Source organism: Streptomyces sp. NPDC048182 (genome assembly GCF_043202555.1).
Lineage (GTDB): Bacteria > Actinomycetota > Actinomycetes > Streptomycetales > Streptomycetaceae > Streptomyces.
Map to the genome: position 1 here is coordinate 321,081 of NZ_JBIDAQ010000006.1, position 23,016 is coordinate 344,096.

The following is a 23,016-nucleotide window of genomic DNA, read 5'->3' on the forward strand; positions in this document are numbered from 1 at the left end:
GCTTGGGGAGGGGTCACGGCACTCAGTGCCACTTGGTGACCAAGGACACGCCCGCGCGCGATGGTACGGATGGGGCAGGATGGCCGGTGTGACCGACCGCGACGACGCCGCTTCCGTGGAACTGGACCTGGCCGCCATGCGCAAGCAGTACCGCACCGAGGGGCTCACGGAGGCCGAGGCCGCCGCCGACCCCGTCGAGCAGTTCGCCCGCTGGTTCCGGCAGGCCGCGACGGAGGGGGGCCTGTACGAGCCGAACGCGATGGTCGTCTCGACGGCGGACCCCGCCGGGCGGCCCTCCTCGCGCACGGTGCTGCTGAAGCACTTCGACGCCGAGGGCTTCGTCTTCTACACGAACTACACCTCCCGCAAGGCCCGCGAGCTGGACGCCAACCCGCACGTCTCGCTGCTCTTCCCCTGGCACCCGATGGCCCGCCAGGTGCTCGTGACGGGCACGGCCCGGCGCACCGGGCGCGACGAGACGGCCGCGTACTTCCGCACCCGCCCGCACGGCTCCCAGCTCGGCGCCTGGGCCAGCGACCAGTCGGCGGTGGTCCCGGGCGGCCGGGACGCCCTGGACGCGGCCTACGCGGAGCTGGCGGCCCGCTACCCGGAGGGCGAGCGGGTGCCGGTGCCGCCGCACTGGGGCGGGTACCGGGTGGTGCCGGAGACGGTGGAGTTCTGGCAGGGCCGCGAGAACCGCCTGCACGACCGGCTGCGGTACGTGGCGGAGGGGGACCCCGGCAAGGGCTGGCGGGTGGAGCGGCTCAGCCCCTGAGCCCGCGGGCCGGCCGCCGGTTCAGCCCAGCGCCTCGTCGAGCAGCCGCGCCCACTGGGCGACGACCCGGTCCCGGCGGGCCCCGTCGTCGGTGAGGACGTTGGCCAGGCCGAGGCCGCGGGCCATGTCGAGGAGGCCCTGGACGGTCTCGCGGACGCCGGGGCGGGTCTCGTCGGCGGCGAGGAGGGCGACGGCGATGCGGTGGGTCTCGCGGCCGACGCGGGCCTCCAGCTCGGTGACCCGGCCGCGCAGCTGCTCCTCGTTGGAGGCGGCCACCCACAGCTGGAGGGCGGCGCGGAAGAGGGGGCCGGTGAAGAGGTCGACCAGGGCGCGGACGGCGGCCGGGCGGTCGGGGGCGGCCTCGGGGAAGAGGGTGCGCAGGGCGCTGGAGCGCTCCTCGGCGACGTACTCGACGGCGGCGGTGAACAGGTCCTCGCGGGTCGGGAAGTGGTGCTGGGCGGCGCCCCGGGAGACGCCGGCGCGCTCGGCGACGACGGCGACCGTGGAGCCGGCCCAGCCGTGCTCGGCGAGGCAGGCGACGGCGGCCGCCAGGAGCCGCTGCCGGGTGGCCCGGCTGCGGTCCTGCTTGGGCCGGCGGTCGGCCGAGGTCTCGCCCGGTGCCGTGCTGCCGGTGCTCACAGCACCCATCGCGGATCCCGTCGTTCGAGGAAGGCCGTCATCCCCTCGCGGGCGTGCGGGGAGGCGAACAGCCGGGCCGAGAGCGCGGTGAGGTCGGCCGCGTCCCGGTCGAAGGTCTCCAGCACCCTAGCCGTGAGCAGCGCCTTGGTCGCCGCCAGGGCCTCCGGCGCGGCCCGCCGCAGCCCGTCCAGGACGGGGGCCAGTACGGCGTCGACGTCGTCCCCCGCCGCCGTGACGAGGCCGATGCGCGCGGCCTCGGCGGCGTCGAAGCGCTCGCCGGTGAGGTAGAGCCGGGCGAGGGCGCGGGGGTCGGTGCGGGGCAGCAGGGTGAGGGAGATGACGGCGGGGGCCACGCCGATGCGCACCTCGGTGAAGGCGAACGACGACGCGGCGGAGGCCCCCGCGATGTCGCAGGCGGCGAGCAGCCCGAGGCCCCCGGCGCGCACGTGCCCGGCGACGCGGGCGACGACCGGCTTGGGCAGCGCCACGAGCTGCCGGAGCAGCCCGACCAGGTCGTCCGGGTCGGGCGGGTCGCGCAGGTCGGCGCCGGCGCTGAAGGTGGTGCCGGTGTGGGTGAGGACGACGGCCCGTACGTCCGGGTCTTCACCGGCGTCGGACAGAGCGGCGGCGAGGTCGCGGACCAGGGCGGCGGAGAGGGCGTTGCGGTTGTGGGGGGCGTCGAGGGTGAGGGTCTCGACGCCCCGGTCGCGGGTGCGGAGGACGAGGTCGCTCATGCCTGCCGCCCCCGCAGCTCCCGGCGCAGGATCTTGCCGCTGGTGGCCCGGGGCACGGCGTCCACGAAGCTGACCCGGCGGACGCGCTTATAGGGGGCGACGCGTGCGGCGACGTACGCCATGACCTCGGCCTCGTCGGGCCCGCCGCCCGGCTCGCGGCGGACGACGTGCGCGTGCGGGACCTCGTTGCCGTCGTCGTCGTAGGTGCCGGTGACGGCGGCGTCGGCGACGCCGGGGTGGGTGAGCAGGAGGGCCTCCAGTTCGGCGGGGGCCACCTGGAAGCCCTTGTACTTGATCAGCTCCTTGACCCGGTCGACCACGAACAGCCAGCCGTCCGCGTCCACTTGGCCGACGTCCCCGGTGTGCAGCCATCCGTCCGGGTCGATCATCGCGGCGGTGGCGTCGGGGCGGCCGAGGTAGCCCTTCATCACCTGCGGGCCCCGGATGAGGATCTCGCCGGGCGCGCCGGGCCCGAGGTCGGTGCCGGGGGTGTCGAGGGAGGCGATGCGCATCTCGGTGCCGGGGATCAGCTTGCCGACGGTGCCGGGCGGGGCGTCGTGCATGCGGTCCAGGGGGACGACGTGGGTGCCCGGGGAGAGTTCCGTCATGCCGTACGCCTGGCCGACCGGCGGCAGCCCGAGCCGGGCCGAGCAAGCGGCGGCGAGGGTCGCGTCCAGCGGGGCGGCGGCGCTGATGACGTAGCGGAGGGAGGAGAGGTCGTAGTCGGCGACCAGGGGGTGCTTGGCGAGGGCGAGGACGACGGGCGGGGCGACGTAGAGGCCGGTGATGCGGTGGGTCTGGATGGCGGCGAGGAACTGCGCCAGGTCGAAGCGGGGCAGCACGACCACGGTGGCGCCGAGCCGCAGTGGGGCGTTCATCAGGGCGGTGAGGCCGTAGATGTGGAAGAACGGCAGCACGGCGAGGATGCGGTCGCCGGGCGCGGCCGGGACGAGGGGGTGCAGTTGGGCCAGGTTGGTGGCGATCTGGCGGTGGGTGAGCATCACGCCCTTGGGGGTGCCGGTGGTGCCGGAGGAGTACGGCAGCACGGCGACGTCCTCGGCGGGGTCGACCGGTTCGTCCGGCTCGGGGGCGGTGCAGCCGAGCATGTCGATGAGGGAGCGGTGTCCGTCGGCGTTGTCGCAGACGAAGATCTCCGCGACGCCGCCCGCGAGTTCGGCGGCCCGGCGGGCGGTGTCCAGGAGCGGGGAGATCGTGACGATCCAGCGGGCCCGGGAGTCGGAGAGCTGCCTGGCGAACTCCTCGGCGGTGGCGAGCGGGTGCACGGTGGTGACGGCGGCGCCCGCGCGGGTGGCGGCGTAGAAGGCCAGCGGGTAGGCGACCGTGTTGGGGCTGTGCAGGGCGAGCACGTCGCCCTTGCGCACCCCCGCCTCGGCGAGCCCGGCGGCGAAGCGCCGGTGGAACCGGTCCACCTGCTCGTAGGTGAGGGCGGTGCCGTCGGTGCCGTCGATCAGCGCGGGGGTGGTGCCGAAGACGGCGGCCCGGCCGAGGACCACCTCGTGGATGGGCAGGTCGAGGGGCGGGACGTCGGCGTACTCGCTGCGGAACATCGTTCCTCCAGGGCGGGTGTGCGGCTGGGTGCGGCTAGTACGACTTGGGCAGGCCGAGCGTCTGGTGGGAGACGTAGTTGAGGATCATCTCGCGGCTGACCGGGGCGATACGGGCCACCCGCGACGCCGTGATCAGGCGGGCCAGGCCGTACTCCCGGGTCAGGCCGTTGCCGCCGAGGGTGTGCACGGCCTGGTCGACGGCCCGCACGCACGCCTCCCCGGCGGCGTACTTGGCCATGTTGGCGGCCTCGCCCGCGCCGACGTCGTCGCCCGCGTCGTAGAGTCGCGCTGCCTTCTGGGTCATCAGGCGGGCCAGTTCGAGGTCGATGTGGGCCTGGGCGAGGGGGTGGGCGATGGCCTGGTGGGCGCCGATGGGAGTCTTCCAGACGGTGCGCTCGCGGGCGTACTCGACGGCTCGGGCGAGGGCGTAGCGGCCCATGCCGATGGCGAACGCGGCGGTCATCACGCGTTCGGGGTTGAGGCCGGCGAAGAGCTGGAGGAGACCGGCGTCCTCGTCGCCGACCAGGGCGTCGGCGGGGAGGCGCACGTCGTCCAGGACCAGCTCGAACTGGCGTTCCGCCGCTTGCAGTTCCATGTCGATGGGGTTGCGCTGGAAGCCGGGGGTGTCCCTGGGGACGATGAAGAGGCAGGGCTTGAGGCGGCCGGTGCGGGCGTCCTCCGTGCGGCCGACTATGAGGGTCGCGTCGGCTATGTCGACGCCGGAGACGAAGACCTTGCGGCCGGTGAGGAGCCAGTCGCCTGTTCGTTCGTCGCGGCGGGCGGTGGTGGTGATGCGGTGGCTGTTGGAGCCGGCGTCGGGTTCGGTGATGCCGAAGGCCATGAGGCGGGTGCCGTTCGCTAGCGCTGGCAGCCAGTGTTGCTTTTGGGCTTCTGTGCCGAAGCGGGTGATGACCGTGCCGCAGATGGCGGGGGACACGATCATCATGAGGAGGGGGTTGCCTGCGGCGCCCATCTCTTCGAGGACGAGGCTGAGTTCGGTGATGCCCGCGCCGCCGCCTCCGTAGGTTTCGGGGAGGTTGACGCCTATGTAGCCCAGCTTGGCGGCCTGTTGCCAGAGTTCTCTGTTGTCCAGGTCGGGGTGGCTCTTGGCGAAGGATTTCACCGCTTCGCGGAGGGCTTTGTGCTCGTCGGATTCGATGAGGGTGGTCACTGTGGCTCCTTCGACTGCGGGCTGTGTGTGGCTGGTCGCGCAGTTCCCCGCGCCCCTCGGTTAGTTGCTCTCGACCACCGCTAGAAGTGCGCCCATCTCCACTTGGCGGCCCGGGGCGACGGGTAGTGCCGTCAGTCGTCCTGTTACCGGCGCTGTGATGACGTGCTGCATCTTCATTGCCTCCAGCCAGAGCAGGGGCTGGCCTGCCTCGACCTTCGTGCCCTCCTCCACTCCCTCCGCCACCCGTACCACCGTGCCCGGCATCGGGGCCAGGAGGGAGCCGGGGGCGACGTGGGTGGTGGGGTCGGGGAAGCGGGGGAGGGCGGTCAACGGCGTGTTGTTGACGTGGAACTGGTCTCCGTAACGGGTGACTTCGTAGCTGCGGCGGACGCCGTCCGTCTCCAGGACGACCAGGTGGGGCTCGGCGGAGAGGACGCGGACGCCGTCTGCCGTGAGGCCGGTGCGGGTGTGGGAGTAGTGGATCTCCACCTCCTCGCCCGCCACCGCGTACCGCCGCACCTGCGGCTGCGAGGGCAGGTTGCGCCAGGCGCCGAAGCGGGACGGGGTGGAGGCCGCCTCGGCCAGGGCCGCCGCCAAGGGGGCGTGCGGGTCCGGGGTCGGGTCGGTGAGGGTCGGGAGGTGGCGGTCGTAGAAGCCGGTGTTCATCCGCGCGGAGGTGAACTCCTCGTGGCGCAGGGAGCGGACGAGGAGGGCGCGGTTGGTGGGCGGGCCGTGCAGCGTCGTCCGTTCGAGGGCACCGGCGAGGGCGCGGACGGCCTCCGGGCGGGTCGGGGCGTGGGTGATGACCTTGGCGAGCATCGGGTCGTAGTGGACGCCGATGTCGTCGCCGTCGGTGTAGCCGGTGTCGAGGCGGACACCGTCGGGGACGGTGAGGCGGTGCAGGCGGCCCGTCTGCGGGGCCCAGCCGGCGGCCGGGTCCTCGGCGTAGAGGCGGGCCTCCACCGCGTGGCCCCGCGCCGTCGGGGGCTCGGGGTCCAGGGCGTGGCCCTCGGCGATCCGGAGCTGGAGGGCGACCAGGTCGACGCCGAACACGGCCTCCGTGACGGGGTGTTCGACCTGGAGACGGGTGTTCATCTCCAGGAAGCTCGCGCGGCCGTCGGCGACGAGGAACTCCACCGTGCCCGCGCCGACGTAGGAGACGGCGCGGGCGGCGCGTACGGCCGTGGCGTGCAGGTCGGCGGTGAGGGCGGGTGGCAGGCCGGGGGCGGGAGCCTCCTCGATGACCTTCTGGTGCCGGCGCTGGAGGGAGCAGTCGCGGGTGCCCAGTGCCCACACCGTGCCGTGGGTGTCGGCGAGGATCTGGACCTCGACGTGGCGGCCGTTCTCCAGGTAAGGCTCGACGAAGACCTCGCCGTCGCCGAAGGCGCTGGCCGCCTCGGCGCGGGCGGCCTCCAGGGCTGCGGGGAGGTCGGCGAGGGCGCGCACGACGCGCATGCCGCGTCCGCCGCCGCCCGCCGCGGCCTTCACCAGCACCGGCAGGTCGGCCTCGGTGACGTCGGTCAGGGGCGCGATGCCGAGGAGCTGCTTGGCGCGGGTCTTGGACGCCATCGCCTCGATGGCCTCCGGGGGCGGCCCGATCCAGGTCAGGCCGGCGTCCTGGACGGCGCGGGCGAAGTCGGCGTTCTCGGAGAGGAAGCCGTAGCCGGGGTGGATCGCGTCGGCGCCGGCCGCCGTCGCGGCCTTCACGATCAGGTCGCCGCGCAGGTACGTGTCGGCGGGCGCCGCGCCCGGCAGGCGTACGGCGGTGTCGGCGAGGCGGGTGTGCAGGGCGTCCTCGTCCGGGTCGGAGTGGACGGCGACCGTCGCGATGCCCAGGGCCCGGCAGGTGCGGAAGACGCGGGCGGCGATCTCGCCCCGGTTGGCCACCAACAGTGACTGGATCATGGACCTCACATCCGGAAGACGCCGAAGCCGCCGCGCGCGCCTTCGTAGCGGGCGGTGTGCACGGCCGACAGGCACAGGCCGAGGACGGTGCGGGTGTCGCGCGGGTCGATGACGCCGTCGTCGTAGAGCCGCCCGGACAGGAACATCGGCAGCGACTCGGACTCGATCTGCTGCTCCACCATGGCGCGCAGCGCCGCGTCGCCCTCGTCGTCGTACGGCAGCCCCTTCGCCGCGGCCGACTGGCGGGCGACGATGGACAGCACGCCGGCGAGCTGCTGCGGGCCCATGACGGCGGACTTGGCGCTGGGCCAGGCGAAGAGGAAGCGCGGGTCGTAGGCGCGGCCGCACATGCCGTAGTGGCCGGCGCCGTAGGAGGCGCCCATGAGGAGGGAGAGGTGCGGGACGCGGCTGTTGCTCACCGCGTTGATCATCATGGCGCCGTGCTTGATGATGCCGCCCTGCTCGTACTCCTTGCCCACCATGTAACCGGTGGTGTTGTGCAGGAAGAGGAGCGGGATGTCGCGCTGGTTGGCGAGCTGGATGAACTGGGCGGCCTTCTGCGACTCCTCGCTGAACAGGACGCCCCGGGCGTTGGCGAGGATGCCGACCGGGTAGCCGTGCAGGGCGGCCCAGCCGGTGGTGAGGCTGGTGCCGTACAGCGGCTTGAACTCGTCGAAGTCGGAGGCGTCCACGATCCGGGCGATGACCTCGCGCGGGTCGAAGGGGGTGCGGAGGTCGCCGGGGACGATGCCGAGCAGCTCCTCGGGGTCGTACTTGGGCGGCTCGGCGGGAGCCGGGTCCGGGTACGCCTTGCGGTGGTTGAGGCGGGCGACGACGCGGCGGGCCTGGCGCAGGGCGTCGGGTTCGTCCACGGCGAAGTAGTCGGCGAGGCCCGTGGTACGGGCGTGCATCTCGGCGCCGCCGAGGGACTCGTCGTCGCTCTCCTCGCCGGTGGCCATCTTGACCAGGGGCGGGCCGCCGAGGAACACCTTGGCGCGCTCCTTGACCATGATCACGTGGTCGGACATGCCGGGGATGTACGCCCCGCCCGCCGTGGAGTTGCCGAAGACGACGGCGACGGTGGGGATGCCGGCCGCCGACAGCCGGGTCAGGTCGCGGAAGATCGCGCCGCCCGGGATGAAGATCTCCTTCTGCGAGGGCAGGTCGGCGCCGCCGGACTCCACCAGGCTGATGGCGGGCAGCCGGTTGGCGAGCGCGATGTCGTTCGCGCGCAGGGCCTTCTTCAGGCTCCACGGGTTGCTGGCGCCGCCGCGCACGGTCGGGTCGTTGGCGGTGATCAGGCACTCCACGCCCTCGACCACGCCGATGCCGGTGACCAGCGAGCCGCCCACCGCGTACTCGCTCCCCCACGCCGCCAGCGGGGACAGCTCCAGGAAGGGCGTGTCGGGGTCGAGGAGCAGCTCGATGCGCTCGCGGGCCAGCAGCTTGCCGCGCCCCCGGTGCCGCTGCACGTACTTCTCGCCGCCGCCGGCGAGGGCCTTGGCGTGCTCGGCGTCCAGCTCGGCGAGCTTGGCGAGCATCGTCTCGCGGTGGGCGCGGTGGTCGGGGGCGGCCGGGTCGAGGGCGGAGGGGAGGACGGTCACGGGAGGGCCTCCGGGTCGGGGGCGTCGGGGGCAGCGATGGTGACGGGGGCGTCGATGGCGGACGGCGGGGCGGTCACAGCAGGGCCTCCGGGATGTCCAGGTGGCGGGAGCGGAGCCATTCGCCGAGCGCCTTGGCCTGCGGGTCGAAGCGGGCCTGCGCGGCGACGCCCTCGCCGAGCAGGCCGGTGACGACGAAGTTCAGGGCGCGCAGGTTCGGCAGCACGTGCCGGGTGACGGGCAGGTCGCGGTCGCGGGTCTCGGGGAGCAGGGCGCGGAAGCGGTCGACGGTCAGCTCGTGCGCGAGCCAGCGCCAGGCGTCGTCGGTGCGGGCCCAGACGCCGACGTTGGCGTCCCCGCCCTTGTCACCGCTGCGGGCGCCGGCGACGCGGCCGAGGGGGGCCCAGCGGACGGGACCTCCCGGCGGCAGGGGTCGCGGAAGCTCCGGCTCCGGTACGTCCGTGAGGGCGGTGGCCTCCGGCGGGGGCGGGACGAGGGCGCGGCGCCCGTCCGGGAGTACGGCCACGTGCTCGACGCCGTCCTGGGGCACGTACCCGGCCTCGAAGACGCCGTAGGGGGCGCCCTTGCCGGGCGGGGCGAGCACGTGGAAGCCGGGGTAGCCGGCCAGGGCCAGCTCGATGGCGGCGCCGCTGAGGGCGCGGCCGACCTTGCGCTCGTCCGGGTCGCGGACGACGAGGCGGAGCAGGGCGCTGCCCGTCTCCTCGGTGGGGGCGTCGGGGCGGTCGGTGCGGGCCAGCTCCCAACGGGTCTGTCGCGGCTGCGCCTTGGCGAGGGCCTCCGTCATCTGCGCGGTGACCAGCTCGGCCTTGGCCTCGATGTCCAGGCCGGTGAGCACGAAGACGACCTCGTTGCGGAAGCCGCCCAGCCGGTTGCGGCCGACCTTGAGGGTGGGCGGCGGGGCCTCGCCGCGCACGCCCTCGACGCGGACGCGGTCGGGGCCGTCCTGCGTGAGCCGTACGGTGTCGAGGCGGGCGGTGACGTCGGGCCCCGCGTACCGGGCGGCGCCGGTCTCGTAGAGGAGCTGGGCCGTGACGGTGCCGACGTCCACCAGGCCGCCGGTGCCGGGGTGCTTGGTGATGACGGCGGTGCCGTCCTCGTGCAGCTCGGCCAGGGGGAAGCCGGGGTGCCGAGGGTCCGGGACCTCCTGGAAGAAGGCGTAGTTGCCGCCGGTCGCCTGCGCCCCGCACTCCAGCACGTGCCCGGCGACGACGGCGCCGGCCAGCCGGTCGTACTCCGCCGGCGACCAGCCGAAGTGCGCGGCGGCGGGCCCGGTGACGAGGGCGGCGTCGGTGACCCGCCCGGTGACCACGACGTCGGCGCCCGCCGTGAGGCACTCGGCGATGCCGAATCCGCCGAGGTAGGCGTGGGCGGCGAGGCTGCCGGGGTGGGCGGCGGTGAGGTCGTCGCCCTCGACGTGCGCGACGCGTACGGGGATGCCGAGCCGCTCCGCGAGGGCGCGCACGGCGTCGGCGAGGCCGGCCGGGTTGAGCCCGCCGGCGTTGGTGACGAGCCGCACCCCGCGCTCGTGGGCGAGGCCGAGGCACTCCTCCAACTGGCGCAGGAAGGTGCGGGCATATCCGGCGCCGGGGTCCTTCAGGCGGTCGCGGGCCAGGATGAGCATGGTCAGCTCGGCGAGGTAGTCGCCGGTGAGGACGTCGAGGGGGCCGCCGGTGAGCATCTCGCGCAGGGCGTCGAAGCGGTCGCCGTAGAAGCCGGAGGCGTTGCCGACGCGGATCACGGCGTGCGCTCCCCCGGTCCGCGCCCGGCGCCCGGTGGTCCGGCGAATGCCTGGGCGATGTCCAGCCAGCGGTCGGCGTCGGATCCGGTGGCGGTGAGGGCGAGGTCGGCGCGGTGGGCGCGCTGGGTGACGAGGAGGCAGAAGTCGAGGGCAGGCCCGGTCACTTGCTGCTCCGCGTCGTCGGGCCCGTAGGCCCAGGTCCGCCCGTCCCCCGGCCCGGTGAGTTCGACCCGGAACTCTTCGGCGGGCGGGGTGAGTCCGTGGGTCAGGAAGGCGAAGTCGCGGGTGCGGACGCCGAGTCGGGCGATGTGCCGGAGCCGGGCGGTGGGCGCGACGGTCACGCCGAGGGCGTCGGCGATGTCCAGGCCGTGTGCCCAGGTCTCCATCAGGCGGGCGGTGGCCATGGAGGTGGCGGCCATCGGCGGCCCGTACCAGGGGAAGCGGGCCCCGGCGGGCGCCTTGCGCAGCGCGGCGTCCAGGGCGTCGCGCCCCTGCCGCCAGGCGGCGAGCAGCTCCTCGGGCGTCCGCCGGGCCCCCTGCTCCGCGCCGTCGTCCACGAAGGAGTCCGGCGCGGCGAGGGCCTGCTCGACCAGCGCCTGGAAACCGGCCTCGTCGGTGACGGCCAGCAGGGCCGACCGGTCGGTCCAGGCGAGGTGCGCGATCTGGTGGGCGACGGTCCAGCCGGGGGCGGGCGTGGCCAGCCGCCACTCCCCCGGTGCCAGCCCGGCGACCAGCGCGTCGAGGGCCTCGGCCTCCTCGCGCAGGTCGTCGATGACGGGGGTGGGGTCGGACACGGGGCGCTCCCCTCGGGTCTGGGTCTGGCACGGCTCTGGCTCGGCGTGGCAGGAGCATGGCAGCGACGGAAGAAACAAGCAAGCGTGCTTGCATGTATTTTCGGGAGCGACGTGACAACAACTCTTTCGAAAGAGATGTTGTAGGTCTACGCTCCCCTCATGACCACTGCTCCGGAGCCGGACGTCGAGCTGGACACCGCCGCGTTGCGCGTGCTGGCGCACCCTCTGCGGATCAATGTGCTGGCGCTGCTGCGCCGGGAAGGACCCTCGACGGCCACCAAGGTCGCCGGGGAGCTGGGCATCAACCCCGGGGCCGCCAGCTACCACCTGCGCCGTCTGGCCGCCGGGGGGCTCATCGCGGAGGAGGCCGGCCGTGGCACCGGGCGTGAGCGGTGGTGGAGGGCCGTCCACCGCCAGTCGCTGCACGATCCGGCGGCCTCGGAGAGCGCCGAGCAGCAGGAGGCCGGGCGGGCGTACGCCCACGCCGTGGCCCTCGCCGCCGCGGAGCGCCTGCGCGCGGCGGCACGGGAGGTGCCGCTGCTGCCCGGTGAGTGGGCGGACGCCAGCGCGTTCGGCGACTTCGCGCTGCGGCTGAACCCCGCGGACGCCGCCAGGCTGCGGGACGAGGTCTTCGCGGTGATCGCCCGGTACCGGGAGGCGGCCGACTCGGCGGGCGCGGTGCCGGTGACGGCGCAGGTGCAGGTGTTCCCGGTGCCCGGCGCGGCCGTACCGCGCGCCGGGCACCGGGACGCGGTCGTACCGCGCGCCGCCGGCTCATGACGGCCCCGGCCGCCGCCTCGGCACCGCCGGCGTACCGCGACGGCAACGTACTGCGCTGGCTCGCCGCCTACACCGCCTCCGTCACCGGCGACGTCGTGTACTTCCTGGCGCTGTCCTGGTCGGCCGCCCGCGAGGCCGGACCGTCGCAGGCCGGACTGGTGGTCGCCGCCGGTGCGCTGCCCCGGGCGGTGTTCATGCTGGCCGGGGGTGTGGTCGCCGACCGGTTCGGTCCCCGGCGGGTGGCGGCCGGCAGCGACGCCGCCCGCTGCCTGCTCATCCTGGCCGCGGCCACGGTGCTGGTGGCGGGTGCGCCGGGGCTGTGGCTGCTGGTGCCGCTCGCCGTGCTCTTCGGCGTGGTCGACGCGGTGTTCATGCCGGCCGTGGGCGCGCTGCCGCCGCGGATCACGACGCGGGAGCAGCTGGGGCGCGTGCAGGGCATGCGGGGGCTGTCGATCCGGGTGAGCAACGCGCTCGGTCCGGCCGTCGGCGGCGTCGTGCTGGCCACCGGCGGGGCGGCCGGCGCCTTCGCCGTCGCGGGCGTCCTCTTCGCCGGGTCCCTGGCCCTCCTCCTGACCCTGCGGGTCGCTCCCGCGCCGACGAGCCCGGTGCGGCCGGCACCGTGGCACGAGCTGCGCGACGGTCTGCGGTACGTCCGCGGGCACCCGCTGCTCGGCCCGCTCGCCGCCGTGATCGGGCTCAGCGAGATGTGCTTCAGCGGCCCCGTAGCGCTGGGCCTGGTGCTGCTGGCCGACGAACGGGACTGGGGCGCCTCGGGCACCGGGTGGACGGCGAGCGCGTTCAGTGCGGGGGCGGCGGCTGCGGCGCTGTGGGTCGCCGTCGCGCCGCGAGTGTCCCGCGCCGGGTCCGGCGTGATCGTCGCGCTGCTGGTCACCGGCGCGGCCACGGCGGCTCTGGGCCGGGCGCCGTCCCTCCCGGCCGCCGTCGCCCTCGCCGCCCTGGTCGGCGCGGGCAGCGGGACGACGGTGACGCTGACCGGCGCCCTGGTCCAGTCGGCGGCCGACCCCCGCTACCTCGGCCGCGTCACCTCCCTCACGACCCTGTGCACCCTGGGCCTGTCCCCGGCCCTCCTCCCCCTCGCCGGCCTCACGACCCAGCTCTGGGGCCCGGCCGCCTTCTTCACCGGCTGCGCCGCGCTCAGCCTCCTGGCGGCCACGCCGGCCGCGTTCGTACCGGCCCTGCGCCGGGCCGGGTTGGCCTCGGAGGAGGAGGTGCGGGCGGTCGGGGCCGGCCTGGTGGAGACCGGCGGGGTGCCGTCTGTTCTTCAGGGGTGGGGGTCCGAAAACCATTCGCGACGGCAGGGGCCTCGAGCCGACACTGGCAGGTCGATCACATCGAACAGGAAGAGTGGCCGGCCCTGACGTACAACCGTGACACCCTGCCCTTCCCCGACAACCGCGTGCCTCGCGTCACCTACGCGGACATGCGGAACTGGGAGGAATTCGACCCGGCTCGTCACCCGTTCGCCTGGGATGCGGCCGAAGACGCCCGTCTCCGCTCGCTGGTCGGCGAGTGGGTGCCGCCCGTGCTGTCCGGCATGGCCGGCTGGTGGCAGGGTGAACATTGGTGTGAGAGCCAGGTGGATGCGGTCCTGCGGGAGCGATACGGCACCTGGGCCTGGGGATGGAGCTGGTGCTATCGCGCCGGCGGGCCCATCGGCAACTGGGACGGCGGGCCGAGCTCGGTGACGACCCCCGACGAGACCGCAGGACGCGTCGTGGCCGCGCTGCTGGAGTGGCGGGAGTGGCTGGAGCGGACGGCCCAGCGCTTCGCCGAGCTGGCGCCGCCGCCGGACGCCTCACCCGAGGATCGCAGCTGGTACCTGGAACGGGCCTGCGTCCGGCTCGTGAACCACACGCTGGACTCGGGCGCGGACAACGCCTGGCGCGGCCAGACCTCCGTCGTGCTTGGCTGGTTCCTCACCAGCACCGGCATGGACCCGGTCGAGGCCGACCTGGCGGTGGAGCGAGCGATCGGTGGCCGGTTCAGGAGCTGGGTCTACCCGGAGCGGACGCTGATCGAATCCGTCGGCGAGGACCTCGCGGTCGGCCTCACCGACCACGCCCCTTACCCGGACCACCGTGAGAGGGCGGCGCTGGAGGATCTCCATGACCGCTACTGACAGCCTTTCCGTCTGGCTGAGCGTGCGCCGCGAGGTCGACTGGCACTGTGCACCAGTCCTGCAACGGGTCCCACCCGGCTGCGACGGGTTCCGATCCTGGTGCGAGGGACCGGTCCGGCTGCGTGACCCGATCCGCGCCGAACGCCTGCTCGCCGCGCACGCCTTGTCCCTGGAGGATGCCGCACGTCGTGCCCCGCTGGACTTCGCCCTGCTGGCCGGTTGGCAGCGCGAAGTCCTCGCCGCGACGGAGGCGCCGTTCCGCATGAGCGACGCCTACGCGAAAGCCGGCCGCGAGCGCTACGGCCTGACCCGGCGGACCCGGGCCGACTTCGATTCCTGCCTGCGCGAGACAGACGACTCGGACATCCCACTGGCGGCCCGCGCGGCCCGCGCCTACCTCGATGTGGCGTTCTTCCACCCCTTCACCGATGGCAATGCCCGCGCCGCGCTGTTGACTCTGGTCCATGTCCTGGCCCGTGAGGGTGTCGTCCTTCCCGAGGTCGGTCCCCTCCAGACCACCCGCTACGCGGACGACCCGGCCGGCGCCGCCGACCTCGCCGCCCTCATCGGGGTGCTCAACCGCCGCCGACATTGACCTCCGTATCGGCCCCGAGGGGCCTCACCCGGCAGCGACTACTGCCCCTCCGCCGCCCCCGGCCCCGGCAGCACCGCCCGCTTCCCGCGCCTGCGGCCGCCGCCGATCTGGGTGCGGACCGCGCCCATGCTGGCCGCGACGACCAGGGCGATGGCGGCGGCCTGGGGCGCGGAGAGGGCCTGGTCCAGGACCAGGAAGCCGGCCAGGGCCGCGATGGCCGGCCCCAGGCTCATCAGGACGGCGAAGGTGGGGGCGGGCAGGCGGCGCAGGGCGAGGAGTTCGAGGGTGTAGGGCAGGACCGAGGACAGCATGGCCACGCCCGCGCCGAGGCCCAGCGTCGACGGTTCGAGCAGCCTCGTGCCCGACTCGGCGATGCCCATCGGCAGGAAGAGCAGCGCACCGACCGCCATCGCCAGCGCCAGCCCGTCGGCCTGCGGGAAGCGGCGCCCGGTGCGCGCGCTGAACACGATGTACGCCGCCCACATCACGCCCGCTCCCAGCGCGAAGGCGACGCCGGCCGGGTCGAGGCTCTCGAAGCCGCCGCCGCCGAGCAGGAAGACGCCGGCCAGGGCGAGCGCCGCCCAGACCAGGTTGACCGCGCGGCGGGAGGTGAGCACGGAGAGGGCGAGCGGGCCGAGCACCTCCAAGGTGACCGCCGGGCCGATCGGGATGCGGTCGATGGCCTGGTAGAAGAGGCCGTTCATGCCCGCCATGGTGAGACCGAAGACGACCACCGTGCCCCAGTCGGCGCGCGAGTGGCCGCGCAGCCGGGGCCGGCAGACCACCAGCAGCACCACCGCGGCGACGGCCAGCCGCAGCGACACGATGCCGAGGGCGCCGGCCCGCGGCATCAGCGTCACCGCCAGCGCGCCGCCGAACTGCACGGACAGCCCGCCCGCGAGGACCAGCCCGACCGGGCCGAGCAAACCCCACCGGCCGTCCACGGCGCCGGGCGCGGCTCCCGCCGGCGGGGCGGTCGCCGGGGCCGAGGTCGCGGCCGGGGTCACGGTCGGGGTGCCGGTGTGCGGGTCGGGACTGCTCAACGGGGGCTCCGAGGAAGGAGGGCGGACGGGCAGATGGATGGTGCGTTCATTTCACTGTACTGCCTGGTTCAAGGGAATGGACTAGGTCAGGCACATGACCCTCCACGCAACTGTCCGGGCCCGGGCCCGACCCTGTCAACGCGTATCCGCCGGACGGACACCGGGCGCCCGGCCCCGCCCCGGTAGCGTCGCCGGAGTCGGGGCAGGCGTCCCGGCGAGACGACTTTCCCGCTCCTTGCCGTTCCTTTCCCCCTTCCCGGAGGCCCCGTGCGACGTGTCCTGGCCCCTCTCTGGCGCGCCCTGCGCCCGCTGCAGAGCCGCATCATGTGGTGCGTCAACGCGAAGTTCGTGGTCGGGGTGACCGGAGTCGTCCGCGACGACGAGGGCCGGGTCCTGCTCCTGCGGCACCGGATGTGGCCCCCGGGCCGCCAGTGGGGCCTGCCGAGCGGCTTCGCGCACAAGGACGAGGACTTCCGGCAGACCGTCGTCCGCGAGGTCAAGGAGGAGACCAACCTCGACGTCACCGTCGGCCGCCTCGTCCTCCTCAACAGCGGCCTGCGCACCCGCCTGGAGGTCGCCTACGAGGCCCGCCTCCTCGGCGGCGACCTCCGCATCGACCCCTTCGAGATCCTGGAGGCCCGCTGGTGCGACCCGGACGACCTCCCCGACGGCATCCAGCCGGTGTGCCGGCCGCTGGTGCGGGGCGAGACGACGCCCTGAGCCCGCGGGCTCCGAACGGTCACGTCCGCGTCGGCCCCGGTCCGGCGTCCAGCCCCTCCGCCAGCACCTCCGCCAGGTGCCGCCCCCGTATCCCCGCCAGCTGCTCCAGCTGCGTCCGGCAGGAGAAGCCGTCGGCCAGGATCACCGGGGCCGGCGGCGCCGCGCGTACCGCCGGGAGGAGCTGGTCCTCGGCGCAGGCCACCGACACCTCGTAGTGGCCGCGCTCGAAGCCGAAGTTGCCGGCGAGGCCGCAGCAGCCGCCCGCGAGGTCGCCGGTGAGGCCGGCGGCGGCGCGCAGGCGGCGGTCGGCGGCGTCGCCGAGCACCGCGTGCTGGTGGCAGTGGGTCTGGCCGGTGACCGGACGGTCCAGGGCGGGCGGCGTCCAGCCGGGGGCGTGGCGCTCCAGCGTCTCCGCGAAGGTGAGGACGCGGGCGGCGAGGCGGGCGGCGCGGGGGTCGTCCGGCAGGAGTTCCGGGAGGTCGGTGCGCAGGGCGGCGGCGCAGCTCGGCTCCAGGACGACCACCGGGGCGTCGGTCGCCAGCACCGGCGCCATCAGGTCGAGGGTGCGGCGCAGGACGGCGCGGGCGCGGTCCAGCTGGCCGGTGGAGGTGTAGGTGAGGCCGCAGCAGACCCGGCCCCAGCGGGCCGACAGCAAGCGCAGGGCAGACACCGTCCTGCCGTCCCCGACGGCCGGTCCGCGGGGGTGGCGCAGGGTCGGCGGCAGGGTGACGCGCAGACCCGCCGCCTCCAGGACCCGCACGGCCGCGCGGCCGACGGAGGGTGAGAGGTGCTCGGTGAAGGTGTCCGGCCACAGGACGACCAGCGGCCCCGGCCCGGAGGACGCCCCGCCGCCGACCGGTCTCCGCTCGCGCCACCAGCGCGTGAACGTCCGCCCGGCCAGGCGGGGCAGCTCCCGCTCCGGCGCGATGCCGGCCGCCCGCTTGGCCACCGCCGCCAGCGGGGGCAGCGCCGCCAGTGCGTTGAGCAGCGGGGCCGTGCGGGTGCGGGCGACCCCGCGCAGCCACTCCGGCAGCCGGCCCATCGCGTAGTGGGCGGCCGGGCGGCGGCGGCCGGCGTAGTGGTGGTGCAGGAACTCCGCCTTGTACGTGGCCATGTCGACCCCGACCGGGCAGTCCGACCGGCAGCCCTTGCAGGACAGGCACAGGTCCAGGGCGTCGCGGACCTCCGTGGAGCGCCAGCCGCCGGTGACCAGCTCGCCGGCGAGCATCTCGTGCAGCAGCCGGGCCCGCCCGCGCGTGGAGTGGGCCTCCTCGCCGGTCGCCCGGAAGGACGGGCACATGACGGCCGGCCCCGCCGTCGTCGTCGTACGGCACTTGGCCACGCCCACGCAGCGGCGGACGGCGGCGGAGAAGTCGCCGCCGTCGGCCGGGTAGCCGAAGGCCACGTCGACCGGGCGGCTCGGCAGCGGGGCGAAGCGCAGGTTGGTGTCGAGCGGGGCCGGGCGGACCAGCATGCCCGGGTTGAGCAGGTCGTCCGGGTCCCAGAGAGCCTTGGCCCGCTCGAACAGGGCCACCGTCTGCGCGCCGTACATCCGCGGCAGCAGCTCGGCGCGGGCCTGCCCGTCCCCGTGCTCTCCGGAGAGCGAGCCGCCGTGCGCCACGACGAGGTCGGCCAGCTCCTCGGAGAAGCGGCGGAAGCGGGCGACGCCGGGCGCGGTGAGCAGGTCGAAGTCGATGCGAACATGGACGCAGCCGTCCCCGAAGTGCCCGTACGGCGTGCCGCGCAGGGCGTGGGCGGTGAGCAGCGCGCGGAACTCGCGCAGGTAGGGCCCGAGCCGGGCCGGTGGCACCGCGCAGTCCTCCCAGCCGGGCCATGCCTCCGAGCCGTCCGGCATGCGGGTCGCCGTGCCGCTGGCGTCCTCCCTGATCCGCCACAGCGCTCGCTGTTCGGCCGGGTCGGTGACCACGCGGGCATCGAGCGCGTCGGCGGCGCGGGCGATCACCTCGGCGTGCGCGCGTGCCTCGGCCGGCGTCTCGCCGCCGGTCTCCACGAACAGCCAGGCGCCGCCCCTCGGCAGCCCACCCGGGTCGGGCACGAGGTCGGCGGCCATGCCCTCGACGGTGAGCGGGCGGTGCGGCAGCAGACCGGGCGCCGCCTCCGCCGCCGCGGCCTCGTCGGCGTAGCCGAGCACCGCCAGCGCACGCGCCCGCGGTGCCTCGACGAGGCCGACGACCGCCTCCGTCAGCACGCCGAGGGTGCCCTCCGAGCCGCAGAAGGAGCGGGCCACGTCGGCACCGCGCTCGGGCAGCAGCGCGTCGAGGGCGTACCCGGAGATGCGGCGGGGCAGCTCGGGGAAGCCGGTGCGCAGCCGGGCCGGCTCGCCCTCGGCCAGCTCGCGCAGCCCCGCCGGAGCCCCGGCCCACTCCCGCCCTGGCCGCAGCCGCTCCCCGCGCGCGGTGAGCACGCTCAGCTCGCGCACGCTGTCGGCCGTCGTGCCCCACGCCACCGAGTGCGCGCCGCACGAGTTGTTCCCGATCATCCCGCCCAGCGTGCACCGGCTGTGGGTGGAGGGGTCGGGCCCGAAGCGCAGCCCGTGCGGGGCGGCGGCCTCCTGGAGGCGGTCCAGGACGAGGCCCGGCTGGACGACGGCGGTCCGGGCCTCCGGGTCGAGCGCGAGCAGCCCGTCCATGTGCCGGGTGAAGTCCAGCACCACTCCCGTGCCGGTGGCCTGCCCGGCGATGGACGTACCGCCGCCCCGCGCGACGACGGGGGTCCCGCGCGCCCGGCACACCTCCATGACCGCCGCCACGTCGTCGGCGTCGCGCGGCGCGACCACGCCCAGGGGCACGCGGCGGTAGTTCGAGGCGTCCATGGTGACCAGCGCGCGGGAGGTCACGTCGAAGCCGACGTCGCCCCGCACGGCGCGGCGCAGCTCCGCCTCCAGGTCCGTGTCCCGCTGGTCCGTGTCCCGCTGGCCCGTGTCCCGCTTCGAGTGATCCGTCATGGGTCCAGCATGCATCCGATCACGCTCAGTCATCAGAAGTTGTCCACAACCACGGCCGTATCGTCGTACAACCAGACAATGAGGGGGCGTCCACATCCCGCCCGTCTCGTCTCATCCGACGGACACGGTTCCGTCCGCTTTGGCCCACCGACTACGCTCCGACCCGTGGCCGACATCCAGATTCCCGCTGACATCAAGCCCGCCGACGGACGCTTCGGCGCGGGCCCCTCCAAGGTGCGCACCGAGGCGCTGGACGCCCTCGCCGCCACCGGTACCTCCCTCCTGGGCACCTCCCACCGCCAGGCACCCGTCAAGAACCTGGTCGGCAAGGTCCGCGAGGGCATCAGTGAGCTGTTCCGGCTCCCCGAGGGCTACGAGGTGGTGCTCGGCAACGGCGGCTCCACTGCCTTCTGGGACATCGCCACGCACGGCCTGATCGACGCCAAGTCCCAGCACCTCACCTTCGGCGAGTTCTCCTCGAAGTTCGCCAAGGCGGCCCTGCTCGCCCCCTGGCTGGCCGATCCCTCCGTCATCTCCGCCGACCCGGGCACCCACCCGGACGCGGCGGCCGAGGCGGGCGTGGACGTGTACGCCTTCACGCACAACGAGACCTCGACCGGCGTCGCGATGCCGATCAAGCGCGTGCCGGGGGCCGACGAGGACGCGCTCGTGCTGGTCGACGCGACGTCCGGGGCGGGCGGTCTGCCCGTCGACGTCGCCGAGACGGACGTCTACTACTTCGCCCCGCAGAAGTCCTTCGCCTCCGACGGCGGCCTGTGGATCGGCGTCTTCTCGCCGGCCGCCATCGAGCGCGCGGAGCGGATCCACGCGTCCGGCCGCCACGTCCCGGAGTTCTTCTCGCTCCCCACCGCGATCGACAACTCCCGCAAGAACCAGACGTACAACACCCCGGCCCTCGCCACCCTGTTCCTCCTCGGCGAGCAGCTCGACTGGATCAACGGCCAGGGCGGCCTGGACTGGTCGACGGCCCGCACGAAGGACTCCTCGACCCGCCTGTACTCCTGGGCCGACGAGTCGAAGTACGCCACGCCGTTCGTCACCGACCCGGCGAAGCGCTCGCAGGTCATCGGCACGATCGACTTCTCCGACGAGGTCGACGCGTCCGCCGTCGCCAAGGCCCTGCGCGCCAACGGCATCGTGGACACCGAGCCGTACCGCAAGCTGGGCCGCAACCAGCTGCGCGTGGCGATGTTCCCGGCGATCGACCCGGCGGACGTAGAGGCGCTGACGCGGTGCGTGGACCACGTCATCGAGAAGCTGTAGCCGTTTCCCACCCACGGCAACGAGGGGCGCCCGGCAGATCGTCGCCGGGCGCCCCTCGCGTCGTCACCGGCGGACGCACTCCTCGCTCGGGACGGCCGTCCACCGTGCACCGCTCTCGGTGCCCTCGACGACGCGGAAGGAGTAGCAGTTGTCGACGAACTCGTCCGAGGCGCCGAGGAGGGTCGCGGACTCGTACGACACCTTGAACCGGACCACGGCGGTCAGCGTCCGCCCCGACGCCGTGTGAGAGACGAGGGACCCGTGGTGCCGCCGGGCCAGCTCCCTGACGCGCGCCTCGTCCAGACCACCGCCCCGCGCCTCGCCCAGCAGATCGCCCTCGTACGCCTCGGCCAGCTCGGCCGCCTGCCGCAACGCCTCCTTCTCGTGACGTGCGTTGGCCACTTCCTGACGGTGGCTCGTGATCATGAGCACCAGCAAGATGATCACGGGGATGACGAGGACGGCCATGAGCGCCACGACGCAGCCCCACGCCGGCAGCCTGTCGCGTACCACCGCCGTGGTGGACGCGCGGGCCGGTCTTCGTACCCTCACGAGGCGGTCACGCCGGCTGCCACAGCTCGACCCGGTTGCCCTCGGGGTCGGTGACCCAGCCGAAGCGGCCGACGCCGGGCATGTCCTGCGTCTCCTCGGCGACCTCCGCGTCCTTCGCGCGCAGTTGGGTGAGCATCGCGTCCAGGTCGCGGACGCGGAAGTTGAGCATGACCTGCTGGTCGCGGGAGCCGAAGTAGTCGGTGCCGGCTTCGAACGCCGCGAAGACCGTCGGGCCGGGGGCCTGCTCCCAGAGGCCGTTCTCGTCGGCGTCCAGCCCGAGGCAGTCCCGGTACCAGGCGCCGAGGGCGGCGGGGTCGGCGGCCCGGAGGAAGCACCCGCCGAGACCGAGGACGCGCTCCATCAGAACTGCCGCAGGAACTCGCGCCAGCCGTCCCGGGAGACGGTGAGGAGGGGGCCCCGGGCGTCGAGCTTGCTGTCGCGGACGGCTCGGCCGCCGGTTGCCGTGTCGGCGACCTCGACGCAGTTGCCCTCCTGCCCGGAGTACGACGACTTCCAGAAGCTACCTACGACCTCGGTCACGCGAGTCTTCCTTGCTATCTCGCAGTGCGCTGCGAATCAGCCGCGCACTGGCGTCCGGTGCCAGTGCCGCCGATCGTAGTTGGTCGTATGCGTCGGCGTAAGCGGCGAGATCATCCAGGGCTTCCAAGACCGAGGTGCCCCGCAGGTTCTCCATGGTCACGGCCTCGACGGTCGGCTCGGCCTCGAAGCTGAAGGAGGAGAAGGCAGGCGTGGCTCCCGCCACCGCCCCGGCACTGAACGGCAGCACCTGAACGGTCACGTTCTGGCGCTTGGTGATCTCCAGGATCGCGGCGAGCTGCTCCTGGTGGACCTCGATGTCGACCAAGGGGTGCTCCACGACCGCCTCCCAGAGGATGCACGAGTACGAAGCCCCGCCCTCCTGGATCTTGGCCTGCCGACCCGTACGCGCCTTGACCAGCTGCTCGACCCGTTCGGCGGCGACGTACTTCGGGCCTCCCGAGATCACCGCCTCCGCGTAGGAAGGCGTCTGAAGGAGCCCCGGAACAAGGACCGGCTGCCAGTCTCGGATGTACGTCGCGTCGTCCTCCAACGCGATGTGGTCCACGTAGTCCGGCCGCAGATGCGCCGCATGCTCCAGCCACCAGCCCCGGTTCTTGGAGTGCTTGGCCAAGTCCTCCAGCTTGGCCGCCACTTCCGGGTCCTTCACGCCGTACGCGTCCAGCAGCAACCGCACCTCGATCACACGGGCGGTGACATGGCCGCTCTCCAGGCGGCTGACCCTGGCCTGGCTCGACGCGATGACCTCGGCCGCCTGCGGCTGGTCGAACTTGGCGGCCAGCCGGTACTGCCGGAGCGCCGTGCCCAACCGCCTGCTGCGCACCGTCGGGCGTCCACCTGCGGGCATGGGCCCTCCCCTCTCCTGCGGCAAAGATGCCACACCGTCGATGCGCAGTGGGGGCGTATCACTCGTCCGAGTGAACGACTGAATGCATTCACTCGAACCTATTGCAGAATGCGTGGATACGGCCCTACCTTCCGGGCATGCCATCGACCGAGACCTTCCGCATCCCCAAGCACCGACGCCACGTCCCCACCGCCCGCCAACGCGTCCGCAAGGCCCTCGCCGGCTGGGGCGTCGGTGACGAACTCGCCGACAGCGTCACCCTGTTAGCCAACGAACTGGTCACCAACGCCGTGACCCACTGCCGTGTCACCCACGCCCTGGTCGAGGTCCGCCTCACCCTGGACGGGCCCGCGCTGACCCTGGAGGTCGCCGACCCGGACCGGGACCGGCTGCCCCGGCCGCACGACTCCGCGCCGGACGAGGAGGGCGGCCGCGGCCTCGCCCTCGTGGCGGCGCTGGCCGACGGCTGGGGGCACCGGCAGGAGGCGTACGCGAAGTGCGTGTGGGCTCGGTTCCGGGTCACCGAGACGGCGGGGACGCATGTTCCGGCGCGTGCGTGACGACGACGACCTCGCGGCGGAGGTCA

Annotated in this window: 22 protein-coding genes; 8 read left to right on the plus strand and 14 right to left on the minus strand. The window is 74.1% G+C overall.

The window, feature by feature from the left end; translation table 11 throughout:
- The first annotated feature begins 79 nt into the window (after positions 1-79).
- Entirely contained in the window at positions 80-775 is a 696-nt protein-coding gene (gene pdxH, locus ACGFZL_RS14870; RefSeq protein ID WP_355172244.1) for a pyridoxamine 5'-phosphate oxidase, read from the plus strand.
- Between the two features lie 21 nt (positions 776-796).
- Here pdxH and ACGFZL_RS14875 read toward each other — a convergent pair whose 3' ends face one another.
- The 8 genes from ACGFZL_RS14875 to ACGFZL_RS14910 form a co-directional block, all read right to left on the minus strand.
- On the minus strand, positions 797-1,423 hold the full coding sequence (locus ACGFZL_RS14875) for a TetR/AcrR family transcriptional regulator (protein WP_393691689.1): 627 nt from the start codon (positions 1,421-1,423) through the stop codon (positions 797-799).
- Positions 1,411-2,148, minus strand: a complete 738-nt coding sequence (locus ACGFZL_RS14880) for an enoyl-CoA hydratase family protein (RefSeq protein ID WP_393691691.1) — start codon at positions 2,146-2,148, stop codon at positions 1,411-1,413. Before ACGFZL_RS14880 ends, ACGFZL_RS14875 begins: the two co-directional genes overlap by 13 nt.
- Entirely contained in the window at positions 2,145-3,716 is a 1,572-nt protein-coding gene (locus ACGFZL_RS14885) for a 4-coumarate--CoA ligase family protein (protein WP_393691693.1), read from the minus strand. Before ACGFZL_RS14885 ends, ACGFZL_RS14880 begins: the two co-directional genes overlap by 4 nt.
- A 34-nt stretch (positions 3,717-3,750) precedes the next feature.
- Positions 3,751-4,887 carry an acyl-CoA dehydrogenase family protein gene (locus tag ACGFZL_RS14890; protein ID WP_393691695.1) on the minus strand — a complete coding sequence of 379 codons (1,137 nt, stop codon included), beginning with the start codon at positions 4,885-4,887 and terminating at the stop codon, positions 3,751-3,753.
- A 60-nt stretch (positions 4,888-4,947) separates the two neighbouring features.
- On the minus strand, positions 4,948-6,792 hold the full coding sequence (locus tag ACGFZL_RS14895; protein WP_393691697.1) for a biotin carboxylase N-terminal domain-containing protein: 1,845 nt from the start codon (positions 6,790-6,792) through the stop codon (positions 4,948-4,950).
- A gap of 5 nt (positions 6,793-6,797) precedes the next feature.
- Positions 6,798-8,396 (minus strand): acyl-CoA carboxylase subunit beta, encoded by a 1,599-nt coding sequence (locus tag ACGFZL_RS14900; RefSeq protein ID WP_393691699.1) that lies wholly within the window; start codon positions 8,394-8,396, stop codon positions 6,798-6,800.
- Positions 8,397-8,469: 73 nt separating this feature from the next.
- The gene (locus ACGFZL_RS14905; protein ID WP_393691904.1) at positions 8,470-10,092 is read right to left on the minus strand and encodes an acyclic terpene utilization AtuA family protein; all 1,623 of its coding nucleotides are present in this window, start codon (positions 10,090-10,092) and stop codon (positions 8,470-8,472) included.
- A 56-nt stretch (positions 10,093-10,148) separates the two neighbouring features.
- Entirely contained in the window at positions 10,149-10,946 is a 798-nt protein-coding gene (locus ACGFZL_RS14910; RefSeq protein WP_393691701.1) for a TIGR03084 family metal-binding protein, read from the minus strand.
- 159 nt (positions 10,947-11,105) lie between these two features.
- Here ACGFZL_RS14910 and ACGFZL_RS14915 point away from each other — a divergent pair, with 159 nt between their 5' ends.
- From ACGFZL_RS14915 to ACGFZL_RS14930, 4 genes are all read left to right on the plus strand, one after another.
- Positions 11,106-11,726, plus strand: a complete 621-nt coding sequence (locus ACGFZL_RS14915) for an ArsR/SmtB family transcription factor (protein WP_393691703.1) — start codon at positions 11,106-11,108, stop codon at positions 11,724-11,726.
- On the plus strand, positions 11,723-13,105 hold the full coding sequence (locus ACGFZL_RS14920; protein WP_393691705.1) for an MFS transporter: 1,383 nt from the start codon (positions 11,723-11,725) through the stop codon (positions 13,103-13,105). The genes ACGFZL_RS14915 and ACGFZL_RS14920 overlap by 4 nt, the downstream gene beginning before the upstream one ends.
- 62 nt (positions 13,106-13,167) lie before the next feature.
- Positions 13,168-13,866: a hypothetical protein gene (locus ACGFZL_RS14925; RefSeq protein WP_393691707.1), complete on the plus strand. Its 699-nt coding sequence runs from the start codon at positions 13,168-13,170 to the stop codon at positions 13,864-13,866.
- The gene (locus ACGFZL_RS14930; protein ID WP_393691709.1) at positions 13,853-14,461 is read left to right on the plus strand and encodes a Fic family protein; all 609 of its coding nucleotides are present in this window, start codon (positions 13,853-13,855) and stop codon (positions 14,459-14,461) included. Before ACGFZL_RS14925 ends, ACGFZL_RS14930 begins: the two co-directional genes overlap by 14 nt.
- 38 nt (positions 14,462-14,499) lie before the next feature.
- Here ACGFZL_RS14930 and ACGFZL_RS14935 read toward each other — a convergent pair whose 3' ends face one another.
- Entirely contained in the window at positions 14,500-15,504 is a 1,005-nt protein-coding gene (locus ACGFZL_RS14935) for a DMT family transporter (RefSeq protein WP_393691711.1), read from the minus strand.
- Between the two features lie 267 nt (positions 15,505-15,771).
- Between ACGFZL_RS14935 and ACGFZL_RS14940 the strand changes: the two genes are divergently transcribed.
- Entirely contained in the window at positions 15,772-16,224 is a 453-nt protein-coding gene (locus ACGFZL_RS14940; protein WP_355172270.1) for an NUDIX domain-containing protein, read from the plus strand.
- A gap of 19 nt (positions 16,225-16,243) precedes the next feature.
- On the opposite strand, the gene ACGFZL_RS14945 is transcribed toward ACGFZL_RS14940, so the two are convergent.
- Complete coding sequence (locus ACGFZL_RS14945) at positions 16,244-19,189, minus strand: FAD-binding and (Fe-S)-binding domain-containing protein (protein ID WP_393691713.1); 2,946 nt, start codon at positions 19,187-19,189, stop codon at positions 16,244-16,246.
- Between the two features lie 165 nt (positions 19,190-19,354).
- On the opposite strand from ACGFZL_RS14945, the gene serC reads away from it, so the two are divergent.
- Positions 19,355-20,473 (plus strand): phosphoserine transaminase, encoded by a 1,119-nt coding sequence (gene serC / locus ACGFZL_RS14950; RefSeq protein ID WP_355172274.1) that lies wholly within the window; start codon positions 19,355-19,357, stop codon positions 20,471-20,473.
- A 63-nt stretch (positions 20,474-20,536) separates the two neighbouring features.
- Here serC and ACGFZL_RS14955 read toward each other — a convergent pair whose 3' ends face one another.
- The 4 genes from ACGFZL_RS14955 to ACGFZL_RS14970 form a co-directional block, all read right to left on the minus strand.
- Positions 20,537-20,875: a hypothetical protein gene (locus tag ACGFZL_RS14955; RefSeq protein ID WP_393691715.1), complete on the minus strand. Its 339-nt coding sequence runs from the start codon at positions 20,873-20,875 to the stop codon at positions 20,537-20,539.
- A 157-nt stretch (positions 20,876-21,032) separates the two neighbouring features.
- Complete coding sequence (locus ACGFZL_RS14960) at positions 21,033-21,386, minus strand: VOC family protein (RefSeq protein ID WP_393691717.1); 354 nt, start codon at positions 21,384-21,386, stop codon at positions 21,033-21,035.
- Positions 21,386-21,565 (minus strand): DUF397 domain-containing protein, encoded by a 180-nt coding sequence (locus tag ACGFZL_RS14965; protein ID WP_393691719.1) that lies wholly within the window; start codon positions 21,563-21,565, stop codon positions 21,386-21,388. Before ACGFZL_RS14965 ends, ACGFZL_RS14960 begins: the two co-directional genes overlap by 1 nt.
- Positions 21,546-22,430, minus strand: coding sequence for a helix-turn-helix domain-containing protein (locus ACGFZL_RS14970; RefSeq protein ID WP_393691721.1), 885 nt, complete (start codon positions 22,428-22,430; stop codon positions 21,546-21,548). Before ACGFZL_RS14970 ends, ACGFZL_RS14965 begins: the two co-directional genes overlap by 20 nt.
- Before the next feature lie 137 nt (positions 22,431-22,567).
- Here ACGFZL_RS14970 and ACGFZL_RS14975 point away from each other — a divergent pair, with 137 nt between their 5' ends.
- Entirely contained in the window at positions 22,568-22,990 is a 423-nt protein-coding gene (locus ACGFZL_RS14975) for an ATP-binding protein (protein WP_393691723.1), read from the plus strand.
- The last annotated feature ends 26 nt before the right edge of the window (positions 22,991-23,016 follow it).

Excerpts from the sequence above, each read along its gene's own strand:
- ACGFZL_RS14975 (WP_393691723.1), top strand. The coding sequence starts at position 22,568 with ATGCCATCGACCGAGACCTTCCGCATCCCCAAGCACCGACGCCACGTC.
- pdxH (WP_355172244.1), top strand. The coding sequence starts at position 80 with ATGGCCGGTGTGACCGACCGCGACGACGCCGCTTCCGTGGAACTGGAC.
- ACGFZL_RS14915 (WP_393691703.1), top strand. The coding sequence starts at position 11,106 with ATGACCACTGCTCCGGAGCCGGACGTCGAGCTGGACACCGCCGCGTTG.
- ACGFZL_RS14925 (WP_393691707.1), top strand. The coding sequence starts at position 13,168 with ATGCGGAACTGGGAGGAATTCGACCCGGCTCGTCACCCGTTCGCCTGG.
- ACGFZL_RS14885 (WP_393691693.1), bottom strand. The coding sequence starts at position 3,716 with ATGTTCCGCAGCGAGTACGCCGACGTCCCGCCCCTCGACCTGCCCATC.
- ACGFZL_RS14905 (WP_393691904.1), bottom strand. The coding sequence starts at position 10,092 with ATGCTCACCGGCGGCCCCCTCGACGTCCTCACCGGCGACTACCTCGCC.
- ACGFZL_RS14960 (WP_393691717.1), bottom strand. The coding sequence starts at position 21,386 with ATGGAGCGCGTCCTCGGTCTCGGCGGGTGCTTCCTCCGGGCCGCCGAC.
- ACGFZL_RS14930 (WP_393691709.1), top strand. The coding sequence starts at position 13,853 with ATGACCGCTACTGACAGCCTTTCCGTCTGGCTGAGCGTGCGCCGCGAG.
- ACGFZL_RS14895 (WP_393691697.1), bottom strand. The coding sequence starts at position 6,792 with ATGATCCAGTCACTGTTGGTGGCCAACCGGGGCGAGATCGCCGCCCGC.
- ACGFZL_RS14945 (WP_393691713.1), bottom strand. The coding sequence starts at position 19,189 with ATGACGGATCACTCGAAGCGGGACACGGGCCAGCGGGACACGGACCAG.
- ACGFZL_RS14880 (WP_393691691.1), bottom strand. The coding sequence starts at position 2,148 with ATGAGCGACCTCGTCCTCCGCACCCGCGACCGGGGCGTCGAGACCCTC.
- ACGFZL_RS14920 (WP_393691705.1), top strand. The coding sequence starts at position 11,723 with ATGACGGCCCCGGCCGCCGCCTCGGCACCGCCGGCGTACCGCGACGGC.
- ACGFZL_RS14875 (WP_393691689.1), bottom strand. The coding sequence starts at position 1,423 with ATGGGTGCTGTGAGCACCGGCAGCACGGCACCGGGCGAGACCTCGGCC.
- ACGFZL_RS14970 (WP_393691721.1), bottom strand. The coding sequence starts at position 22,430 with ATGCCCGCAGGTGGACGCCCGACGGTGCGCAGCAGGCGGTTGGGCACG.